Genomic DNA, 21,693 nt, shown 5'->3' with positions numbered 1-21,693 from the left:
CGGATCATGGGGAGAAAGGCCGGCATTTTACATGAACTGTAAAAATTGGCCTCAGTTGGCGACGGCCCGTTTACGCACACGCCAGGCCATGATCAGCCACACCACCGTGACCCCGGCGAACTTCGACACCAGCGCCGTACCGGCCACCGCCGGCGTCAGCGCGCCGATCAGGCCGAAGAAGATAAACGTATCGAGGGGAATGCTCAGCGCCGAACTTATCCACAGGCGATCGTGAAGCGGGCGCTTGGTGATGCTGAACACCAGCCAGTCGATGCATTCGGATACTGCGAACGCCGTGGCGCTGGCCAGGGCGATGGACGGGTCGGAAGTGATATATGACAGTACCAGCGCCGCCAGCATGGCAATGATTGCACCGTGGCCGAAGCGGGTTTGCACCATGTCGCGCAGGATAAACACCAGGCCGCCCCAGGCGGACCAGATGACATCCAGGTGCGGCGCGGTGGAGAAGGCGAAGTTGATCAGCACGACGCTGCTGATGTAGGCGATCAGAAAGAGCATGGGGATGGGCCTGTGGGTGATGCCGCACAGGGTACTTCACAATTAGAAATATGTCGTCTCGCAGGGCCCTATCGGGGCTTACCCCCGATAGCAGTCGGTCAGGCGCCAGATTTTCCGGGCATCATCCACACCAACCCACTCGCCATCGCCCGCTCATGGCACAACCCCAGCACCAAACGGCGCTCGGCATTGTCCATCCGGCTCCAACGCGTAATCTCATCCACGGTGCGCTGGCAGCCGGTACAGATATCGTCATCGTCCAGCGCACAGATATTCACGCACGGCGAGGCGACAGGTCGTTCAACGGCACTCATTCTTCCTGCTCAACCAAGTCACGGGCATAGCGCTGCGAGTTATGCACATAGTGCGCGGCGCTGGCTTCGAGCATGCGTTTCTGCGCCTCGGTCAACTCGCGCACCACCTTGCCCGGCGAGCCCACCACCAATGAGCCATCGGGAATTTCCTTGCCTTCACCGATCAGCGAATTGGCGCCGATGATGCAATGCTTGCCAATCTTGGCGCCGTTGAGGATCACCGCGTTGATACCGATCAGGCTGTAGTCGCCGACCGTGCAGCCGTGCAACATGGCGTTGTGGCCGATGGTCACGCCAGTGCCGAGGGTGAGCGGATACCCCATGTCGGTGTGCATCACGCTGCCGTCCTGCACATTGCTGTTCTTACCGATCAGGATCAGCTCGTTGTCGCCACGCAATACCGCGTTGAACCAGACATTGGCGCCCTCCTCCAGCTTGACCTTGCCCACCAGCGTGGCATTGGGGGCGACCCAGCTGCTGGCATGGGTCTCGACGCGGGCATCGCCCAAGCGGTATTTCATGGTTTTCCCTCACGGCTCGCCATTCAAACGATGGCTTAGATATTGATGAAGCTCTTGGGCGGCTGGTGCAGGCTGATCTTGGCATCGTCATAGAGCAGGTTGATCAGCTCGACAATCATGATCGCGGTCAGGCCCCAGATCTTGTATTCACCGAACCGATAGCTGGGCACGTACCAACTGCGGCCCTGGTAATCGATGCGGTGGGTATGTTCGCGTGGGTCCTGGCGGAAAAAGTCCAGGGGTACGCTGAAGACGGCGGCGATTTCAGCGTCGTTGGCCAGGTATTCGACGTAATCGGGGATAACCCCCACATACGGGGTGACACGAATGCCATGCAGGGAAATCAACGGACTTAACGGCCCGATCACCTCGACCAGCCCCGGTGGCAGGCCGATTTCCTCTTCGGCTTCGCGCAAGGCGGTAAAGATCAGGTCCGGGTCTTCGGGGTCACGCCGTCCGCCAGGAAAGGCCACTTCGCCACCGTGGGTCGACAGGCCGCTGGCGCGCAGGGTCAGGATCAGCTCAGGTTCGTCACAGCGGGTAATCGGCACCAGCACCGCGGCCTCGGGGAAACGCCCGTCAGTCTCCAGGGTGTGGGGGGTGTGATTGCTTACCCGTCGAAGTAGCTCGTCCAGCATGAGTCATCTCGGTCCGTTGGCTACCTTGCATCATGCACCAAAGCGTGCGGGTGCCCAAGCCCAAAACCTCAGGGTTGTCGCGAAACGACAACTTGCAGGAAAGCCTGGCACCGAGCCAAGATGTGCCCACTCTCCAGGAACCCCAGCATGAACTTCTGCAGCCAGTGCGGTAAACCGGTTACCCAGCGCATTCCCGAAGGCGACGCACGCCTGCGCTTCGTGTGTGATCACTGCTCGACCATCCATTATCAGAACCCCAATATCGTCGCCGGTACCGTACCGGTGTGGGGCGATCAAGTGCTGCTGTGCCGCCGCGCCATCGAGCCGCGCCTGGGTTACTGGACGCTGCCCGCAGGTTTCATGGAGAACGGCGAGACCGTCGAGCAGGCCGCCGCGCGTGAAACCCTGGAAGAAGCCTGCGCCCGTGTGTGCAACCTGAGCATTTACACGCTGATCGACGTGCCACATATCAGCCAGGTGCATATCTTCTACCGCGCCGAGCTGGTCGACCTGGACTTTGCCGCAGGCCCCGAAAGCCTTGAAGTGAAGCTGTTCGATGAAGCCGACATCCCCTGGTCCGAGCTGGCTTTCCGCACGGTCGGGCGTACCTTAGAATGCTTCTTCGCTGACCGTCGGCAACAGGTGTTCCCAGTACGCAGCGAGTCGGTGCCGCCGATGACGCGGCCGTCCACATAATATTCCTGGCAACACCTTTATAAGGGAAACCGTTTTAATGCGTTGGTTGCTTGCTCTGTTCTGCCTGTCGCTCGCTACTCTGTCTTCGGCCTCCACGGTGGAAACCCTCGGCGGCAAACCTGTCGAGAAAATCCTGGTACTCAAGTCTGCCCATCAGTTGCAGTTGATCAACGACGGCAAGCCCCTCAAGACCTATCGCATCTCCCTGGGCAAAAACCCCAAGGGCCACAAGCTGATCGAGGGCGACCGCCGCACGCCGGAAGGGCTTTATTGGATCGACTGGCGCAAGACCAGCGACCGCTTCAACCTGGCCATGCACATCTCCTACCCCAATATCAGTGATGCCGCCCGCGCCCGCCGCGAAGGTGTAAAACCGGGCAGCATGATCATGATCCATGGCACCCCCGACACCGAGGAATACCCGGAGCAGTGGTTCCATACCCTGGACTGGACCGATGGCTGCATCGGCATGCGCAATGTGGATATGCGTGAAGTCTGGAACCTGGTCAAAGACGGCACCCTGATAGAGATTCGCCCCTGATTTCGTACCGCCTGTAATTTATTTAGAAAATAATTCCCGCCCTCGATAACACCTGTCGGTGAATACCAGTTCATCGCACGGGCTGCGCACTTCTGCGCGCAGTAAAGACCTCTCTAATACCACTTGATGCCAAGCCCCATTATTTCGCCCTGAAACCGCGATTCGCACCGTTTTGGTAGCATTGACATGGTATCTAAGTGGTATTAATTTCCGGCCAATACCGGGCGACAACACTCCAATAACCGCATCGGAAACCTTAACGATGAATCCCATCCTGACGCTGCGCCCCGACGACAAGCAATCCACACCGCTGTACCTGCAACTGGCCCGTAACCTCGAAGCGGCGATCCATGCCGGCCAGTGGAAATCCGAGCAGGCCCTGCCGTCGGAACGCACCCTCAGCGAGCAGTTGAGCATCTCGCGGGTCACCGCCCGTAAAGCGCTGGAAGTGTTGCTTGCCCAAGGTCTGATTCGTCGCAGCCAGGGCTCCGGCACGTTTATCACGCCGCGCCTGGAACAACCGTTGTCACGCCTCTCGGGGTTCAGCGAAATGTTGCGCCTGAAGGGTTTTGTCCCCAGTTCCCAATGGCTGGAGCGCGACATCTGCCCGCCGACCCACGAAGAACTGATCCGCCTGGGCCTGTCGCCCACCGACAAAGTGGCGCGCCTCAAACGCCTGCGTAAAGCGGATGACACGGTGATGGCCATTGAAATGACCGCCATGCCGGCCTCTGTCCTGCCGCATCCGCAAGCCATCGGCAACTCGCTGTACGAATACCTGGAGAGCATCGGCAAGCCCATCGTGCGCGCCTTGCAACATATCCAGGCGATCAATGCCTCGGATGAGTTCGCCAAGCTGGTGGGCATCGCACCCGGCACCGCCATGCTGCTGATGACCCGTGTCGGCTACACCGCCGACAACACGCCGATTGAAATCACCGATACCTATTGCCGCAACGACTACTACGACTTTGTAGCAGAGCTGCGTCGTTAAAAAGAGCAGCGTCGATACGACTTTGCCGCGAACTGCGAGACCTAGAGAACTGCCCATGTCCGAAGACAATATCCTCACGCCCCACGGCTGGATTCGCGGCCGCCTGGTGCACGAGCACGGCAAGGTGGTCGCCATTGAAGGCACCCCGTGCGATCCCGCTGAAAACGATTTTCCCTACTTGCTGCCGGGCTTTATCGACCTGCACGTGCACGGCGGTGGCGGCAAAGACATCATGGAAGGCATCGAAGCCTTCGAGACCATCACCCGCACCCACGTGCGCTTTGGGACCACTTCGCTGCTGGCCACCACCATGACTGCACCGGTGGATGACATCACCCGTGTGCTCGGCCAACTGGGCAGCTTCTGTGAACAACGCCCGGTCGGCAGCGCCCGCGTACTCGGTGTGCACCTGGAAGGCCCCTACATCAACCCAGGCAAACTCGGCGCACAACCCAACTTCGCCCACACCGCACTGATGGCAGAAGTGGAAGCCTACCTGCGCCTGGCGCCGATCCGGGTGATCACCATCGCCCCGGAAATCGCCGGGCATGACAGCCTGATCCGCGCCCTCAGTGAACGTGGCGTGCGCATGCAGATCGGCCACACCCTGGGCAGCTATGAAGAAGGCGTCGCCGCCCTGGCTGCCGGCGCCACCAGCTTTACGCATTTGTACAACGCCATGAGCCCGCTGCATCACCGCGAGCCCGGCATCGTCGGCGCCGCGCTGGCCCACGCCAAATACGCCGAACTGATCCCGGACCTGCTGCACGTACACCCCGGCGCCATGCGCGTGGCGCTGCGTTCGATCCCGTGCCTGTATTGCGTCACCGATTCCACCGCCGCCGCCGGCATGCCCGACGGCGAATACAAGCTGGGCAGCCACACCGTGACCAAGTGCCTGGGCGGCGTGCGCCTGCCGGATGGCACCCTCGCCGGCAGCACCCTGACCATGGATCAGGCGCTGCGCAACCTGGTGAAGATCGGCCTGCCCATCAGTGAAGCCTCACAACGCCTGTCGCAATTTCCTGCGGACTACCTGGGCCTGGAAGAACGTGGGCGCCTGCAACCCGGCAGCTTTGCCGACTGCGTTCGCCTGGACCGCTCCCTGCATCTGACCGACGTAATGGTCGAAGGAGACACCCTTGACTTCAAAAATGCTTGAAGAGGCCCTGGCCTCCTGTGACGCCGTAGAGGCGCAACTGCACCGGCTGGCTCCGCGACTGGAGGAAGTCGCCGGCCGCCTGCGCCGTCAGCCGCCGCAAGTGGCGATGACCATTGCCCGTGGCAGCTCGGACCACGCCGCCAGCTACTTCGCCTACCTGGCCATGCAACACGTGGGCATTCCGGTCGCGTCGTTGCCCATGTCGGTCGTGACCTTGTTGCAGGCGCCGCTGAAAGTCAGCGGCCAGGTGGCATTTGGCTTCTCCCAGTCGGGGCAAAGTCCGGACCTGGTCAACAGCCTGCGCCTGCTGCGCAAGCGGGGTGCCCTGAGTATCTCAATGGTCAACGCCGAAGACTCGCCACTGGAAGCCGCCTGCGAATTCCACGTACCACTGTGCGCCGGGCCGGAACAGAGCGTGGCCGCGACCAAAAGCTTTATCGCCACCCTCAGCGCCAGCGCGCAGTTGATCGGCCACTGGAACCAGGACCTGTTGCTGCTGCAAGCCTGCCAGGCGCTGCCCAACGGTTTGCGTGAAGCCGCCACACAGGATTGGACCCCTGCCATCGACGCCTTGCGCACCAGCCAGCGGCTGATCGTCATTGGCCGTGGTGCCGGTTTTGCCATCGCCCAGGAAGCCGCGCTCAAGCTCAAGGAAACCTCGGCGATCCAGGCCGAAGCCTTCAGCAGCGCCGAAGTGCGCCACGGGCCGATGGCCTTGATCGACGCTGACTACCCACTGCTGGTATTCGCGCCACGGGGCGCCGAGCAAGCCGGACTGTTGAGCCTGGCCGCTGACATGCGCCAACGCGGGGCCCGTGTGCTGCTGGCCGCGCCTGACGACATCAGCGAACGCGACCTGACCCTGAGCCGCGCCGAACACCCGAGCCTGGACCCGATCCTGGCGATCCAAAGTTTCTACGTGATGGCTGCAGGTTTGGCGGTTGCCCGGGGCATGGACCCGGACCATCCGCGTCACCTGAGCAAAGTTACCCGCACTCACTGAGTCGCGCTTTCCTGATGAGTACCGTGCCCATGTCCAACAACAATAATGTACTGACCCTTAGCGCCCCCTTAAGCGGGCCGGTGCTGACCCTGGGCAACGTTCCCGACGAAGTGTTCGCCAGTGGTGCCATGGGCGAAGGCATTGCCATCGACCCGCTCAACGATTGCCTGCACGCACCGTGCGACGGGGTGATCATCCATGTCGCCCGCACCGGGCATGCGCTGACGATTCGTGCCGAGAACGGTGCCGAGGTGTTGATGCATGTGGGCATCGACACAGTGGAACTCAATGGCGAGGGGTTTGCGCTGCGGGTGAAGGAAGGCGCGCAGGTAAGCGAGGGCCAGGTGCTGGTGCAATTTGACCTGGACCGAATTGCGCGCCAGTGCAAAAGCCTGGTCAGCCTGATCATTCTGACCAATGGCGAGCGCTTTGAGTTACGTGCGGTGGCGGGAAAATCGGTCAAGGTTGGTGAGCCGTTGATGCAGGTTGTGGCGCGCTCGGCGGCGCCGACGCAAACCGCTGTGGATAACGCCGTGACGGAAGTGCACGCCAACGTGCGCATTACTCACCGGGGCGGCTTGCATGCCCGCCCCGCCGCGTTGATCCGCAAGACCGCACAAGGTTTCAGCAGCCAGGCACACCTGCACTTCGCCGGTAAGTCGGCAGCATGCGACAGCCTGATCGGCCTGATGGGGCTGGGTATTGGCGAAGGGGACGAGGTGCGGGTCACGTGTCGTGGCAAGGATTGCGAGGCGGCGTTGCAAGCGTTGGTGGCGGCCTTGTCGGCCACGATCCACGAAGCACATCACGCGCCGGTGGTTGCTGCGCCCCCCAAGGTGAATACCGAAGTCGATGTGCTGCAAGGCGTGTGCGCGGCCCCGGGGCTGGTGTGCGGCCCCCTACTGCGCCTGACCGGCATCGAGCTGCCGGCAGACACCGGCAACCATTGTGCCGTCGAACAACTGCAACGGCTGGATACCGCCCTTGAGCACGTGCGCGGCGAAATCCGCGTCACCCTGGACCAGGCCCGCCAACGCAAAGCCGTCGACGAGGAAGACATCTTCGCCGCTCACCTCGCTCTGCTGGAAGACCCTGCCTTACTGGACGCGGCCACCCGCAGCATCGAACAGGGCAGCGCCGCCACTCACGCTTGGCGCGACGCGATCCAAGCGCAATGTGCCGTGCTGCTGGCCCTGGGCAAACCCCTATTTGCCGAGCGCGCCAACGACTTGCGCGACCTGCAGCAGCGGGTGCTGCGTGCATTGCTGGGTGAAGCCTGGCACTTCGAATTACCGGCCGGGGCCATTGTCAGCGCCCATGAACTCACGCCCTCGGACCTGCTGCAATTGAGCGCGCAACAAGCCGCCGGCATCTGCATGGCCGAAGGCGGCGCCACATCCCACGTGGCCATTCTGGCCCGGGGCAAAGGCTTGCCTTGTGTGGTAGCGCTGGGCGCCGCAGTGCTCGACGTGCCCCAAAGCCAACGGGTGGTGCTGGATGCAGCAAACGGTCGCCTGGAACTGATGCCCAGCGATGCGCGTCACGCGCAAGTGCACCAGATTCGCGACGCACAAAAGCTGCGGCGTGAGCAGCAACAGGCCCAGGCCCAGCAACCGGCAAGCACCACCGACGGCCTCCACATCGACGTCGCTGCAAACGTTGCCTCCAGCGCCGAAGCCCGGGTGGCATTTGAAAACGGCGCGGACGGTGTCGGCCTGCTGCGCACCGAATTTCTCTTTGTCGACCGCCGCACCGCACCGGATGAACAGGAACAACGCCAAGCCTACCAGGCCGTGCTGGATGCCATGGGCGACAAGTCGGTGATCATCCGCACCATCGACGTGGGCGGCGACAAGCAACTCGACTACCTGCCACTGCCCGTCGAAGCCAACCCGGTGCTGGGCCTGCGCGGTATTCGCATGGCTCAAGTGCGCCCGGAACTGCTGGACCAGCAACTGCGTGCGCTGTTGCAAGTCTCGCCGCTGGAGCGCTGCCGCATCTTGCTGCCGATGGTCAGCGAAGTGGACGAACTGCTGCAGATTCGCCAACGCCTGGATGAGTTGTGTGCCGAACTGGGGCTGACCCAACGCCCGGAGCTAGGGGTGATGATCGAAGTCCCCGCGGCGGCGCTGATGGCCGAGCAACTGGCCCGGCACGCAGACTTCCTGTCCATTGGTACCAATGACCTGTCCCAATACACCCTGGCCATGGACCGCGACCACGCCGGCCTTGCCGCCCGGGTGGATGCCCTGCATCCGGCGCTGCTGCGCCTGATCGCCCAGACCTGCGCCGGCGCGGCCAAACATGGGCGCTGGGTTGGCGTGTGCGGCGCCCTGGCCTCCGACCCGCTGGCCACACCCGTGCTGGTGGGCCTGGGGGTCAGCGAATTGTCGGTAAGCCCGCCGCAGATCGGAGAAATCAAGGACCGCGTCCGCCACCTGGACGCGGCGCAATGCCGGCAATTGAGCCAAGGGCTGCTCGACATGAGCAGCGCCAAGGCCGTTCGCCAAGCCTGTCAACACCACTGGCCGCTGAGCTGAAAACAACAAGAATAGGGAGACACGCCATGTACCAACATTTTATCGAAGGCTTGCAACGCCTGGGCCGCGCACTGATGCTGCCGATCGCGATCTTGCCGATCGCCGGCCTCTTGCTGCGCCTGGGCGACACCGACCTGCTCAACATTGCGGTGATGCACGACGCCGGCCAGGCCATCTTCGCCAACCTCGCGCTGATCTTCGCCATCGGCATCGCCGTGGGTTTTGCCCGTGACAATAACGGCACGGCAGGCCTGGCGGGCGCGATTGGCTACCTGGTGATGGTCTCGACCCTCAAGGTGATGGATACCACCATCAACATGGGCATGCTCGCCGGTATCGCCAGTGGCTTGATGGCCGGCGGGCTGTACAACCGCTTCAAAGACATCAAGCTGCCCGAATACCTGGCGTTCTTCGGCGGGCGACGGTTTGTACCGATTGTCACCGGGTTCTCAGCCGTCGCACTGGGCGTGATCTTTGGCCTGATCTGGCCGCCGATCCAGCACGGTATCAACAGCTTCGGCGTACTGCTGATGGAAAGCGGCAGCCTGGGCGCTTTCGTATTCGGCGTGTTCAACCGCCTGCTGATCGTCACCGGCCTGCACCATATCCTCAACAACATGGCGTGGTTCGTGTTCGGCAGCTTTACCGATCCGGTCACCGGCGCAGTGGTGACCGGCGACCTGACCCGCTATTTCGCCGGCGACCCGAAAGGCGGCCAGTTCATGACCGGCATGTTCCCGGTGATGCTGTTCGGCCTGCCTGCCGCCTGCCTGGCGATGTATCGCAATGCGTTGCCGGAACGCCGCAAGGTGATGGGCGGGATTTTCCTGTCGATGGCGCTGACCTCATTCCTGACCGGGGTGACCGAGCCGATCGAGTTCGCGTTCATGTTCCTCGCGCCGTTCCTGTACCTGATCCATGCGTTGCTTACGGGCCTGTCGATGGCCGTGACCAACCTGCTCAATATCCACCTGGGCTTTACCTTCTCCGGCGGGTTTATCGACATGGTGCTGGGTTGGGGCAAGTCCACCAATGGCTGGCTGGTGTTCCCGGTGGGCTTGGCGTACGCGCTGATCTACTACTCGGTCTTCAGCTACTGCATCCGCCGCTTCAACCTGAAGACGCCGGGTCGTGAAGACATCCAGGTGGTGCAGGCCGAAGCAATGAGCGATAACCAGCGTGCGACGGCTTATATCCAGGCGTTGGGTGGTGCTGAAAATCTGCTGAGTGTCGGTGCCTGCACCACGCGGCTGCGGTTGGACATGGTTGATCGCAACAAGGCCGTGGATGCTGAACTGAAAGCACTGGGCGCCATGGCGGTAGTGCGCCCGGGGAATGGGGGGAGTTTGCAGGTGGTGGTTGGGCCTATGGCCGATAGCATTGCTGATGAGATTCGGCTGGCGATGCCGGGGTTTGTTACCACAGCGCCTGTGACGGTTGCGCCTGTGGATAAGCCTGTGACGGTGAATGTGCAGGAGGCCGAGAAATGGCTGAGTGCACTGGGTGGCCGAGGGAATGTGCGCCAACTGGAAGCAGTAGCGATGACCCGGTTGCGGGTGGAGTTGGGGGATGATTCGCGGTTGTCTGAGGCTCAACTCACTGCGCTGGGCTGCCAGGGTGTCAGTCAGCTCGACAGCGGTGTTTGGCACCTGTTGATGGGTGACAACGCATCGGGGTTGGGTGAAGCGCTGGAGCGGTTGGTCAATGGCCGTAAGGTCGGCGCCAGAGTTTAGATGTGTAGTGGCTGTTCTGGCCTTATCGGGGAGCAAGTCGAATCGTCGCACCGCCCCTCCCACATTTGAAGGTATTCACAATTCAAAATGTGGGAGGGGGCTTGCTCCCGATTGGCCCTCACAGGCGCCTGATTACTTCGGCTCAGGCACCTCAACTAGATCCAATACCCGATCCACCATCAACTGAATGCCCTCCACCATTCGATGAATCCCCAGCACTGCATCACGCTGGGGGCCGTCGACATCAAATGCCAGATGACCCGCAAGAGCCTGTACGGATGCCAGGTCCTGGGAGGCGTTGACGAGCAGGGTTTCGCTGTTCAGGTTGGTTAGGACGGTGAAGATTTGGCCGATGGGTTGATCGCCTGCAAGGCAGGACGCAGCTTGAGACAGGGTCGAATCAGGTCGTAAATTGTCGCTGATCATCGTAAGACTCCATACGCAATAGGCTCCTGGTGACAATTTCAGGCTTGCAGTCCCGGTCGCCACATTGGCAGCGACTCGAGAAGGTTAGTTGTGCGAGTTCTGACGGACAACCTGAAAGACGTGTCGGAAATCTCCTAGAGCTGAAGACATGGCAGACAGCAAAAACCCGGCCTAAGCCGGGTTCTTTGATAGCTATCTATACCTAGGCAGACGCCGCACGCTGTTCGGCTTCATAGTGGCGGGTCTGAAAAGGCATCAAGGTCTGAACCTTCAAACCCAGACCCTCACTTAATCCCCAGGACATTGCCAGTTCGTCACGACGACTGCGCAACGCAACAGCGCCTTGGGATTTCACGTATTGCCTTGAGGCTGAGAACAGTTCAAGCGCCTTCAACGCTTCCTTTACCCGACTATCGGTCGCACACGAAAAGCGTGTGAAGCGCTCAAGCAAATAGCCTGCGCGACGAAGCTCTACCTCACTGGAGTGCTCCTGAATGAACGCCCTCACCTCGCCCACAAGATTCGTATCCGAATACCACACAGCTTTCGCTGCACTGACCAAGGCAGCATCATCAGCCTGATTCAAGGGGCTTTTGACCAGTGTGTCCAAGGCGGAAGAGAGGACTGGACCGTTAAAAGGCTTCGCCATCTGCAGTCTCCAGATAATCGTGCAAGATATTGGTCAGTATGGACCTGGGTGGCTCTTTGTTGCCAACATACATATCAATTGCCTGCAATGCCAGCTGACGGAGCTCAGCGGTCACTATGAAGCCAGCCCTGAGTAAAGCCATGATGTCATCTACATCCTGATCAGTGGCTCTGCCCAGTTTGGAAATTGCAATGTCGATAGGCGCGGCTATATGAAGATGCAGTGCAGACTCAAGAGGAAATTCTTCTAGGGGAATACTTCGCTCCCAGTAGTCTTCGTGAAGCGGACCAAAGCTAGTGTTGTATTGGAGGTCATAGTTCAGCTCCATGACACGGCCAGACCGCTCATCAAAAAACCGTTCTGGAAACTCTGCAAGCAATGTTCGTAGGCGCAGCGTGTCTTGAGTATTTGCGCAATAAATCTCCGCATCCACGTCCGTGGACACACGGTGGTGGGTATATAAATGAACAGCACAACCACCGAATACAATGACCTGGACCGCGCCCGGACTGGCGCCTTCGAGCGTCAATTCCATTTCAATGGATCTGAACATTGAAATCAGAGCTTGCCCTAGCGCAGAGCTGGTATTGAGGCGAGGAACAACGAAATCTGGAATTTGCATATTGAATTTCAAACCGTACGCAAGATCATTGCTGGACGGGTCTTGAATTCAAGCCCCGATCACTGAGTTATCAGCGACCGATTGAGGCTAGGGAGACAGGTTCCGAGGGACAACCTGAAAGGCTTGTCGGAAAGTTCTGAGGCGCTTGCACCGACGCCATCGCAGGCAAGCCAGCTCCCACATGGGATTGATATACGGTCTGACAACGGGGTCAAATGTGGGAGCTGGCTTGCCTGCGATTGGCACTTACAGCCAACAAAAAAAACCCGCTGACCAAACTGGCCCAGCGGGTTTCCCGTTAATGCAATAGGCGAATCAAAAATCCGCCAACTGCCACACCTCATACGCCGGTGTCTCATACGGGTGACTGAGTTTCAAAGCAGCCACGACAGCCACAATCAACGCATCCGCCACCACCAGCTCAACCTTCCACTCCTCGACCACTTCAACCTGGCCGACCTGCCCGATAAACGGCTGACTGCCGTCCAACGCACGGAATTGGCCCTGGCCCAGCACTTGCCAGGCGCAGCGGTCGTAGTCGCCAATGCGCCCGCCGCCGGCTGCGAAGACGGCGGCTTTCACCGTCTCCACGTGGCTGTCGGGCACAAAGAAGGCGAGCTTGTACACGGCCTTAGTTCACCCACACACGAGCGTTGCGGAACATGCGCATCCAGGCGCCGTCTTCGTTCCACTCTTCCGGGCGCCACGAGTTCTGCACGGCGCGGAATACGCGCTCCGGGTGCGGCATCATGATGGTCACACGACCGTCGCGGCTGGTGAGGCCGGTGATCCCGCGCGGCGAGCCGTTCGGGTTGGCCGGGTAGCTTTCGGTGACCTTGCCATGGTTGTCGACGAAGCGCATGGCCACACAACCGGACAGGTCGGCTTCCAGCAAGGCTTCTTCGCTTTCGAACTCGGCGTGGCCTTCACCGTGGGCGATGGCGATCGGCATGCGCGAGCCGGCCATGCCTTGCAGGAAGATCGAGTTGGACTCCTGCACCTGCACCATGGCGACACGGGCTTCGAACTGCTCGGAACGGTTACGCACAAAGTGCGGCCAGAACTCGCTGCCCGGGATCAGCTCGTGCAGGTTGGACATCATCTGGCAACCGTTGCACACCCCCAGGGTGAAGCTGTCGTTGCGCTCGAAGAAACCTTGGAACGCGTCGCGGGCACGGCTGTTGAACAGGGCCGACTTGGCCCAGCCTTCACCGGCACCCAGCACATCGCCGTAGGAGAAACCACCGCAGGCCACCAAGCCTTTGAACTCATTGAGGTCAACGCGACCGGCAAGGATGTCGCTCATGTGCACGTCAATCGCATTGAAGCCCGCGCGATCGAACGCAGCCGCCATTTCCACCTGGCCGTTGACACCCTGCTCACGCAGTACTGCAACTTGTGGGCGGATGCCTTTCTTGATGTAAGGCGCGGCGATGTCCTGGTTGACGTCGAAGCTGAGCTTGGTGCTCAGGCCCGGGTTATCTTCTTCCAGGATCACGTTGAATTCCTGCTCGGCGCAGTCAGCGTTATCACGCAGGCGTTGGATCTGGTAGCTGGTCTCGGCCCACTGGCGTTGCAGCAGACGGCGCTGGCCTTCGAACACGGTGTCGCCGTTGAAGACGATGTCGATCTGGCCGTTGTTGATCGGCTGGCCGATGACCGCCACACAGTCGCCCAGGCCAGCTGCGCTGAATTGTGCGAGCACGTCAGGGGTAGCGTCCTGGCGCACCTGGATCACGGCGCCCAGCTCTTCGTTGAACAGGATGCCGTTGATTTCGGAGGCATCCTCGGCAACGCTGTCGAGCACCAGGTTCAGGCCGCAGTGACCGGCGAAGGCCATTTCCACGACGCTGGTCAGCAAGCCGCCGTCGGAACGGTCGTGGTAAGCCAACAGATGGCCGTCGGCGTTGAGGCCCTGGATGACCGCGAAGAAAGCTTTCAGGTCTTCGGCGTCATCCACGTCCGGCGCGTGCTTGCCCAGCTTGCCGTGGGTTTGCGCGAGGATCGAGGCGCCCATGCGGTTCTGGCCACGGCCCAGGTCGATCAGGATCAGATCGGTGGTGCCCTTGTCCATGCGCAGTTGCGGGGTCAGGGTCTGACGGATGTCGGTGACCGGTGCGAAACCGGTGACGATCAGCGACAGCGGCGAAGTGACGCTCTTGTCGGTGCCGTCTTCGTTCCAACGGGTGGCCATGGACATGGAGTCCTTGCCCACCGGAATGGTGATCCCCAGCTCAGGGCACAGCTCCATGCCGACGGCTTTGACCGTGTCGTACAGCCGCGCGTCTTCGCCCGGGTGGCCGGCAGCCGACATCCAGTTGGCCGACAACTTGATGTCGGACAGCTTGCCGATGCGCGATGCCGCGATGTTGGTGAGGGTTTCACCAATGGCCATGCGGCCCGACGCCGGAGCGTCCAGCAGGGCCAGCGGCGTACGCTCGCCCATCGCCATGGCTTCGCCGGTGTAGACGTCGAAACTGGTGGCGGTGACGGCAACGTCGGCCACCGGCACTTGCCATGGGCCAACCATCTGGTCACGGGCAACCAGGCCAGTGATGGTGCGGTCGCCGATGGTGATCAGGAAACTTTTGCTCGCCACGGCCGGGTGGTGCAGCACACGTTCGATGCTGTCGGCCAGGCTCAGCGTGCTTGGGTCGAAATCATCGCCCAGCTCGGTTTCACGCACAGCCGAGCGGTGCATGCGCGGGGCCTTGCCCAGCAGCACTTCCAGCGGCATGTCGACCGGGCTGTTGCCGAAATGGCTGTCGGTAACGGTCAGTTGCGGCTCGGCAGTGGCTTCGCCGACCACGGCAAACGGGCAGCGCTCGCGTTCGCAGATGGCCTGGAAGCGTGCGAAGTCTTCTGGGCCAACGGCCAGAACGTAGCGCTCCTGGGATTCGTTGCTCCAGATTTCGTGCGGGGCCATGCCCGGCTCGTCGTTCGGAATGTTGCGCAGTTCGAAACGGCCACCACGGTCGCCATCGTTGACCAGTTCCGGGAAGGCGTTGGACAAACCACCGGCACCGACGTCGTGGATGAAGCTGATCGGGTTCTTGTCACCCAATTGCCAGCAACGGTCGATGACTTCCTGGCAACGACGCTCCATCTCTGGGTTTTCGCGTTGTACGGAAGCGAAGTCCAGGTCTGCCGAGCTGGTGCCGGTGGCCATGGAAGAGGCCGCACCGCCGCCCAGGCCGATCAGCATCGCCGGGCCACCCAGCACGATCAGCTTGGAGCCGACCAGGATCTCGCCTTTCTTGACGTGTTCTTCACGGATGTTGCCCATGCCGCCGGCCAACATGATCGGCTTGTGGTAGCCGCGCACTTCATCGCCACGCGGGGTAGTGATGGACTGTTCGAAGGTACGGAAGTAACCGGTCAGCGCCGGACGCCCGAATTCGTTGTTGAACGCAGCACCGCCCAGCGGGCCTTCGATCATGATGTCCAGCGCGGTGACAATGCGCTCAGGCTTGCCGTACGGCACTTCCCACGGCTGTTCGAAGCCCGGGATCTGCAGGTTGGACACGGTAAAGCCGGTGAGGCCCGCCTTGGGCTTGGCGCCACGGCCGGTTGCACCTTCGTCACGGATTTCGCCGCCGGAACCGGTGGCTGCGCCCGGGAACGGGGCAATCGCAGTCGGGTGGTTGTGGGTCTCAACCTTCATCAGGATGTGCACCGGTTCCTGCACCGCGCCGTACTGGCGGGTCTCAGGGTCCGGGAAGAAGCGGCCGGCGACGGAGCCGACGATCACCGAGGCGTTGTCCTTATAAGCAGAAAGAACGCCTTCGCTGTGCATCACGTAGGTGTTCTTGATCATGCCGAACAGGCTTTTTTCCTGGCTTTGGCCGTCGATGTCCCAACTGGCGTTGAAGATTTTGTGACGGCAGTGCTCGGAGTTGGCCTGGGCGAACATCATCAGTTCGATGTCGTGCGGGTTGCGCTTCAAGCCGTTGAAGGCGTTGACCAGGTAGTCGATCTCGTCTTCGGCCAGGGCCAGGCCCAGTTCGGTGTTGGCCTTCTCGAGGGCGGCGCGGCCACCGCCGAGCACGTCAATTGCGGTCAGCGGCTTGGGCTCGGCGTGGCTGAACAGAGCGGCGGCCTGTTCCAGCTGGCCAACGATGATCTGGGTCATGCGGTCGTGCAGGCTGCTGGCGATCAGCTCGGCCTCGGCGTCGCTGAACTGGCCGGCGACGTAGAAAGCAATACCGCGCTCCAGGCGCTGGATTTTGTCCAGGCCACAGTTGCGGGCGATATCACTGGCCTTGCTCGACCAGGGCGAGATGGTGCCGAACCGCGGCAGAACCAGGAACAAGCGGCCGGTCGGCTCTTGAACGGGAACGCTTGGGCCGTACTTCAAAAGGCGTGCCAGCACTTGCTGTTCGTCGGCGGTCAAGACGCCGGTGACGTCGGCGAAGTGAGCAAATTCAGCATACAAGCCACTGACAGAAGGTACCTTCTGGCTCAGTTGCTCAAGGAGTTTGCTGTGGCGAAAGGCAGAAAGGGCAGGAGCACCGCGCAGGATCAACATCTTCGGGACAGCCTCGGGAAGGGGGTGTGCTTTGAGGCCGTGCATTCTAGCGTAAACCATCGCCAACGGCACCCGAAACGCTACCGGTGACTGCTGCCGAACGTCAGTTGCCAGGGTTTGCAGGATATTGGGGCGCTGTCCAAGGCATTCGGCACAGTTATTTTAACCGTCACAATCGGTCGCCAAGCCCCGTTTCTGCGGGCTGCAGCACGCTTTTCAGGGCGCTAGCAGACAAGTCCCCTGCTGTCGAGATATGGCGCCGTGGGCGGTTTGCGTATACTGCGCAGATGTTCTCCCCAACTGCTTTGCGCCCGCGATACGCCAAATGGCTCATCGCCACCGGACTCTTCCTGATGCTCAGCGCCTGTGTTGATAAACCCAGCACGCTCGAGCGAATCAAGGAGGATGGCGTACTGCGGGTGGTTACCCGGAACAGCCCGGCCACGTATTTCCAGGACCGGAACGGTGAAACCGGTTTCGAATACGAACTGGTCAAGCGTTTTGCCGACGACCTGGGGGTGAAGCTCGAGATCGAGACCGCCGACAACCTCGACGACCTGTTCGGCCAATTGGGCAAACCCAACGGCCCGGTCCTGGCCGCCGCCGGCCTGGTCAGCAGCGAGCAGCGCAAGCAGCAGGTGCGCTTCTCCCATCCTTACCTGGAAGTGACCCCGCAGGTTATCTACCGCAATGGCCAGTCACGCCCGACCAACGCGGCCGACCTGGTGGGCAAGAAGATCATGGTGCTCAAGGGCAGCACCCACGCCGAACAATTGGCGGAGCTGAAAAAGCAGAACCCTGCGATCGAATACGAAGAATCCGACGCCGTTGAAGTCGTCGACCTGCTACGCATGGTCGATGAAGGGCAAATCGACCTGACCCTGGTGGACTCCAACGAAGTGGCGATGAACCAGGTGTACTTCCCCAACGTGCGCGTGGCGTTCGACCTCGGCAATGCCAGCAATCAAAGCTGGGCCGTGGCGCCGGGTGAGGACAACAGCCTGCTCAACGAGATCAACAGCTACCTGGACAAGGTTGAGAAGAACGGCACCCTGCAGCGTCTTAAAGACCGCTATTACGGGCACGTCGATGTCCTCGGCTACATGGGTGCCTATACGTTCGCCCAGCATTTGCAGCAACGCCTGCCCAAGTATGAGAAACATTTCAGGGCCTACGCCAAGGAAGAAAAAGTCGACTGGCGACTCTTGGCCGCCATCGGCTACCAGGAATCGCTGTGGCAACCGGCCGTCACGTCCAAGACCGGCGTGCGTGGCCTGATGATGCTGACACAGAACACGGCCCAGGCGATGGGCGTGTCCAACCGCCTGGACGCCAAGCAAAGCATCATGGGCGGTGCCAAGTACCTGGCCAAGATCAAGGATGAATTGGACGACAGCATCGCCGAGCCGGACCGCACATGGTTTGCCCTCGCCGCCTACAACGTGGGCACCGGCCATCTCGAAGACGCGCGTACGCTGGCCAAGAAGGACGGCCTTAACCCGAACAAGTGGCTGGACGTGAAGAAAATGCTCCCGCGCCTGTCGCAGAAGCAGTGGTACAGCAAGACCCGCTATGGCTATGCGCGTGGCGGCGAGCCGGTGCACTTCGTGGCGAACATCCGGCGTTACTACGACATTCTCACCTGGGTGACCCAGCCGCAGCTGGAAGGCAACCAAGTGGTGGAAGGCAACTTGCACGTGCCGGGTATCGACAAGACCAAGCCACCGGAAGAGAACCCGAAGCTGTAAAAGCACCGCAGAACCCATGTGGCGAGCGGGCTTGTCCCGCGTTGGGGCGCGTAGCGCCCCCAAACAAGGACGAATGCGGTGTACCCGATACTCCACAGAGACAGCTTTTGGGGCCGCTACGCAGCCCAACGCGGGACAAGCCCGCTCGCCACAGGGAAATATGACTGCCTTCAAAAGAGGTGTCGCTGACCCACCGGCGTCGGGGGCAAGCCCCGCCCACATTTTGATCTCTACTTGGCTTAGAGGCCGGTAAGCAGATGGACCACCCCGCCCGTCAATACCATCACCCCAGGTACTCCCGCGGCCTTTAACGCTGCTGCATCAAACTTCTCAGCATTCTGTAATTGCACGCGCACCCGCGTCAGCGCCACGCGCTGTTGTGACTTGAGGTTATCGGCACCGCCCAATGCACTCAGCACATCGGCCGACAACAGGCTCGGTGTTGGCGTGGCAGGCGTCTCGGCAATCAAGTCCGGGGTCAGGGCTTTCCAGAACGCCCGCTGTAATTTCTCGAACATGCTCAGAGCTCCACGACAGATGAGGTTTCAACAGTGGCCGCGTGGTACAGGCGCAATGCCTCACGCACCTGGGCAGCTTCTTCCAGGCCCAACACCTGGCGGGCGATGATCTGGCAATCGACCAGGTCCAGCTCACGCACGGTGGCCTTGATGGTGGGGATCAGCGGTACGCTGACTGACAGCTCATCAACGCCCAGCCCGATCAGCACCGGCACCGCCAAGGCTTCGGACGCCAGCGCACCGCACACGCCCACCCACTTACCATGGGCATGGGCGGCCTTGACCGTGGTGGCGATCAGACGCAGCACCGCCGGGTGAAAGCTGTCGGCCTGGCTGGCCAGGCGCGGGTGGTCGCGGTCCATGGCCAGGGTGTACTGGGTCAAGTCATTGGTACCAATGGAGAAGAAATCCACATGCGGTGCAAAGACATCCGCCATCAACGCGGCGCTAGGCACTTCAATCATGATGCCCAGCTTGGGCAATTCGCTGAGCCCGAGCGCCAGCGCTTCTTCCTGAAGAATCTTGCGCGCCAGATGCAGCTCCGAGAGCAGGCTGACCATCGGTAGCATGATATGCAGCCGTGCAAAACCGGCACTGGCAAGGATCGCGCGGAACTGTTCGCGCAAAAGCTCAGGGCGTTCCAGGCACAGGCGAATGCCGCGCAACCCGAGGAAGGGGTTGGTCTCGGCTTCCATCGGCACATAGACCAAGGGTTTGTCGCCACCGACGTCCAGGGTGCGCACCACCAGGTTGCGCTCGGCGCCCAGGGCACGGGCGATGGCGCTGTAGGTGCCGGCTTGCTCTTCGGGGCTTGGCGCACGGTTGCGGTCCAGGTAAAGGAACTCCGAACGCAACAGGCCAACGCCCTCCCCCCCCAGGCTCAGGGACTGCTCCACCTCCTGCAACGAAGCAACGTTGGCGGTGACCTCCACGTGATGCCCGTCGCGGGTCGTGGCCGGTAAGGTAGCCTGCGCCACTTCACGTTGACGCCTCTGCACTTGCTGGTGGCGAGCAGCCTGCAGTTGTTCGATCTCGGCCAGGTCCGGGTCCAGATGCAGCTCGCCTTTGTCGGCGTCGAGCAAGACCTGTTTACCGTTGGGCAGCGCCAGCACGTGAGCCGGCACACCACAAATAGCCGGTAGGCCGAGCGCACGGGCAAGAATGGCGACATGGCTGGTCGCGCCGCCGCCAACGGTGACGAAACCCAGTACTTTGCGCGTATCCAGGCTGGCGGTTTGCGACGGGGTCAGTTGCTCGGCGATCAAGATAGCCTGCTCAGGCAGGTCCCATGCGCGGTCCTGGATACCGAGTATCAGTTTCAGCACGCGCTGGCCGACATCCGCCAAATCCGCCGCCCGTTCCGCGAGCAGCGCATTGCCCAAGCCCTGGAACAAGGTGGCGGTGGTCACCGTGGCGCGGTTCCAGGCAAATGCCGCACTTTTGCCATTGGCCAGCAGGGCATGGGCTTGCTCCAGCAGCGTCGGATCGTCGAGCAGCTCTTGATGGGCGCGAAAAATCTCTGCCTGGGCGCTGCCGGCCGCCTTGGCCTGAAGGCTTTGCAGTGCCTCGGCTGCCGCCAGCAGGCCACGCGCCAGTGCCGCACGTTCGAACACTTCGCCCGCGCCCGCTTCGGTAATCTTCAGTAAAGGCTCAGCCACTTGTACCACTTGGCCAAACGCCGAGCCCGGGGACGCACACACGCCACGCAGCAATACCGCCGACGATGGTGACGCGACGGCCTCGACCACCACGGCCGGTGCAGTGATCGTCTCGCCACAGCCCTCGGCGAGCAACGCCACCAGCGCCTTGATCGCGGCCTCGGCATCGTCACCTGCCGCACTCACTTGCAGGGTATCGCCCCGCTGGGTTTGCAGCGCCATGATCGCCACCAGCGACTTGGCATTGGCGCTCTGGGTTTGCTTGTGCAAGTAAATGCTTGAGCCGAACCCTTTCGCCGCCTGGGCCAGCACCGCCGCAGGGCGGGCATGCAAACCGTTGGCGTTGGGCAGGGTCAGCGGCTTGGAGAACAGCGCATCGCCCGCCTCCTCGTCCGCCTCTGCCGACGCCTGCGCGGGCGACACTCGCATGAGTGGCTGACCTTGCTCGACCAGCCCCTGATCCGGTGCCAGCGGCACAAACGGCTCGCCACTCACCACCAACATCAAGGTCAGCAAACTGCGTGCATGCAGCGCCACAAAGTCGGCATCGAACTCAATCAGCGCTTGCCCGGCCTCCACCCGCTGGCCTTCCTCGACCAGTCGGGTGAAGCCCTTTCCCGCCAGGCTCACGGTATCCAGGCCGATATGCATCAGCACCTGTACGCCGTTGTCGTCGGTGACACTCACCGCATGACCACTGTCCTGGATATTGCTGATCACCCCGGCCAACGGCGCGCAGAGGGTCTGCGACGTAGGATCGATGCACAGGCCATCGCCGATCAGGCGGCTGGAAAATACCGGGTCAGGCACCTGATCCAGCGCCAACAGCACCCCAGACAGGGGCGCCAGCAATTCCAGGGGTTGAGATGTGGTCATGACGTCA

Annotated in this window: 19 protein-coding genes; 8 read left to right on the top strand and 11 right to left on the bottom strand. The window is 61.5% G+C overall.

Going from position 1 to position 21,693, the window contains the following annotated elements:
- Positions 1-51: 51 nt before the first annotated feature.
- From M5B43_RS02615 to M5B43_RS02600, 4 genes are all read right to left on the bottom strand, one after another.
- Positions 52-519: a VUT family protein gene (locus M5B43_RS02615; RefSeq protein ID WP_248748649.1), complete on the bottom strand. Its 468-nt coding sequence runs from the start codon at positions 517-519 to the stop codon at positions 52-54.
- Positions 520-617: 98 nt separating this feature from the next.
- On the bottom strand, positions 618-833 hold the full coding sequence (locus tag M5B43_RS02610; RefSeq protein WP_248748648.1) for a DUF1289 domain-containing protein: 216 nt from the start codon (positions 831-833) through the stop codon (positions 618-620).
- Positions 830-1,354, bottom strand: coding sequence for a gamma carbonic anhydrase family protein (locus tag M5B43_RS02605; protein WP_248748647.1), 525 nt, complete (start codon positions 1,352-1,354; stop codon positions 830-832). Before M5B43_RS02605 ends, M5B43_RS02610 begins: the two co-directional genes overlap by 4 nt.
- A gap of 35 nt (positions 1,355-1,389) precedes the next feature.
- Positions 1,390-1,992 carry a CoA pyrophosphatase gene (locus M5B43_RS02600; protein WP_248748646.1) on the bottom strand — a complete coding sequence of 201 codons (603 nt, stop codon included), beginning with the start codon at positions 1,990-1,992 and terminating at the stop codon, positions 1,390-1,392.
- 147 nt (positions 1,993-2,139) lie between these two features.
- Here M5B43_RS02600 and M5B43_RS02595 point away from each other — a divergent pair, with 147 nt between their 5' ends.
- The 7 genes from M5B43_RS02595 to nagE all read left to right on the top strand — a co-directional run bounded on the left by M5B43_RS02595 (position 2,140) and on the right by nagE (position 10,661).
- Complete coding sequence (locus M5B43_RS02595; RefSeq protein WP_248748645.1) at positions 2,140-2,688, top strand: NUDIX hydrolase; 549 nt, start codon at positions 2,140-2,142, stop codon at positions 2,686-2,688.
- 37 nt (positions 2,689-2,725) lie between these two features.
- The gene (locus M5B43_RS02590) at positions 2,726-3,229 is read left to right on the top strand and encodes a L,D-transpeptidase family protein (protein WP_248748644.1); all 504 of its coding nucleotides are present in this window, start codon (positions 2,726-2,728) and stop codon (positions 3,227-3,229) included.
- A gap of 262 nt (positions 3,230-3,491) precedes the next feature.
- Positions 3,492-4,223, top strand: a complete 732-nt coding sequence (locus M5B43_RS02585; protein WP_248748643.1) for a GntR family transcriptional regulator — start codon at positions 3,492-3,494, stop codon at positions 4,221-4,223.
- A gap of 55 nt (positions 4,224-4,278) precedes the next feature.
- Positions 4,279-5,385 (top strand): N-acetylglucosamine-6-phosphate deacetylase, encoded by a 1,107-nt coding sequence (nagA, locus tag M5B43_RS02580; RefSeq protein WP_248748642.1) that lies wholly within the window; start codon positions 4,279-4,281, stop codon positions 5,383-5,385.
- Positions 5,378-6,388 carry an SIS domain-containing protein gene (locus M5B43_RS02575; protein ID WP_248748791.1) on the top strand — a complete coding sequence of 337 codons (1,011 nt, stop codon included), beginning with the start codon at positions 5,378-5,380 and terminating at the stop codon, positions 6,386-6,388. The genes nagA and M5B43_RS02575 overlap by 8 nt, the downstream gene beginning before the upstream one ends.
- A 29-nt stretch (positions 6,389-6,417) precedes the next feature.
- Positions 6,418-8,928, top strand: coding sequence for a phosphoenolpyruvate--protein phosphotransferase (gene ptsP / locus M5B43_RS02570; RefSeq protein WP_248748641.1), 2,511 nt, complete (start codon positions 6,418-6,420; stop codon positions 8,926-8,928).
- A 26-nt stretch (positions 8,929-8,954) separates the two neighbouring features.
- Entirely contained in the window at positions 8,955-10,661 is a 1,707-nt protein-coding gene (nagE, locus tag M5B43_RS02565; protein WP_248748640.1) for an N-acetylglucosamine-specific PTS transporter subunit IIBC, read from the top strand.
- Between the two features lie 132 nt (positions 10,662-10,793).
- Here nagE and M5B43_RS02560 read toward each other — a convergent pair whose 3' ends face one another.
- The 5 genes from M5B43_RS02560 to purL form a co-directional block, all read right to left on the bottom strand.
- A complete protein-coding gene (locus M5B43_RS02560; RefSeq protein WP_248748639.1) occupies positions 10,794-11,087 on the bottom strand; it encodes a DUF6124 family protein in 294 nt (97 codons plus the stop codon).
- Positions 11,088-11,289: 202 nt separating this feature from the next.
- Positions 11,290-11,736, bottom strand: a complete 447-nt coding sequence (locus M5B43_RS02555) for a hypothetical protein (protein WP_124359699.1) — start codon at positions 11,734-11,736, stop codon at positions 11,290-11,292.
- Entirely contained in the window at positions 11,720-12,358 is a 639-nt protein-coding gene (locus M5B43_RS02550) for a DUF6036 family nucleotidyltransferase (RefSeq protein ID WP_248748638.1), read from the bottom strand. The genes M5B43_RS02555 and M5B43_RS02550 overlap by 17 nt, the downstream gene beginning before the upstream one ends.
- Positions 12,359-12,673: 315 nt before the next feature.
- Positions 12,674-12,985 (bottom strand): NGG1p interacting factor NIF3, encoded by a 312-nt coding sequence (locus M5B43_RS02545; RefSeq protein WP_248748637.1) that lies wholly within the window; start codon positions 12,983-12,985, stop codon positions 12,674-12,676.
- 4 nt (positions 12,986-12,989) lie between these two features.
- Positions 12,990-16,886: a phosphoribosylformylglycinamidine synthase gene (gene purL / locus M5B43_RS02540; protein WP_248748790.1), complete on the bottom strand. Its 3,897-nt coding sequence runs from the start codon at positions 16,884-16,886 to the stop codon at positions 12,990-12,992.
- A gap of 287 nt (positions 16,887-17,173) precedes the next feature.
- Here purL and mltF point away from each other — a divergent pair, with 287 nt between their 5' ends.
- Positions 17,174-18,634, top strand: coding sequence for a membrane-bound lytic murein transglycosylase MltF (gene mltF / locus M5B43_RS02535; protein WP_248748636.1), 1,461 nt, complete (start codon positions 17,174-17,176; stop codon positions 18,632-18,634).
- A 239-nt stretch (positions 18,635-18,873) separates the two neighbouring features.
- Here mltF and M5B43_RS02530 read toward each other — a convergent pair whose 3' ends face one another.
- Together M5B43_RS02530 and ptsP (M5B43_RS02525) are read right to left on the bottom strand one after the other, a co-directional pair.
- Entirely contained in the window at positions 18,874-19,152 is a 279-nt protein-coding gene (locus tag M5B43_RS02530) for a PTS transporter subunit EIIB (protein ID WP_248748635.1), read from the bottom strand.
- A 2-nt stretch (positions 19,153-19,154) separates the two neighbouring features.
- Positions 19,155-21,686, bottom strand: a complete 2,532-nt coding sequence (ptsP, locus tag M5B43_RS02525) for a phosphoenolpyruvate--protein phosphotransferase (protein WP_248748634.1) — start codon at positions 21,684-21,686, stop codon at positions 19,155-19,157.
- Positions 21,687-21,693 lie beyond the last annotated feature (7 nt).

This window comes from Pseudomonas sp. MWU15-20650, assembly GCF_023242475.1.
Classification (GTDB): domain Bacteria; phylum Pseudomonadota; class Gammaproteobacteria; order Pseudomonadales; family Pseudomonadaceae; genus Aquipseudomonas.
Note: the sequence above shows the minus strand (reverse complement) of the source record. Positions and strands in the feature narration are given on the sequence as shown.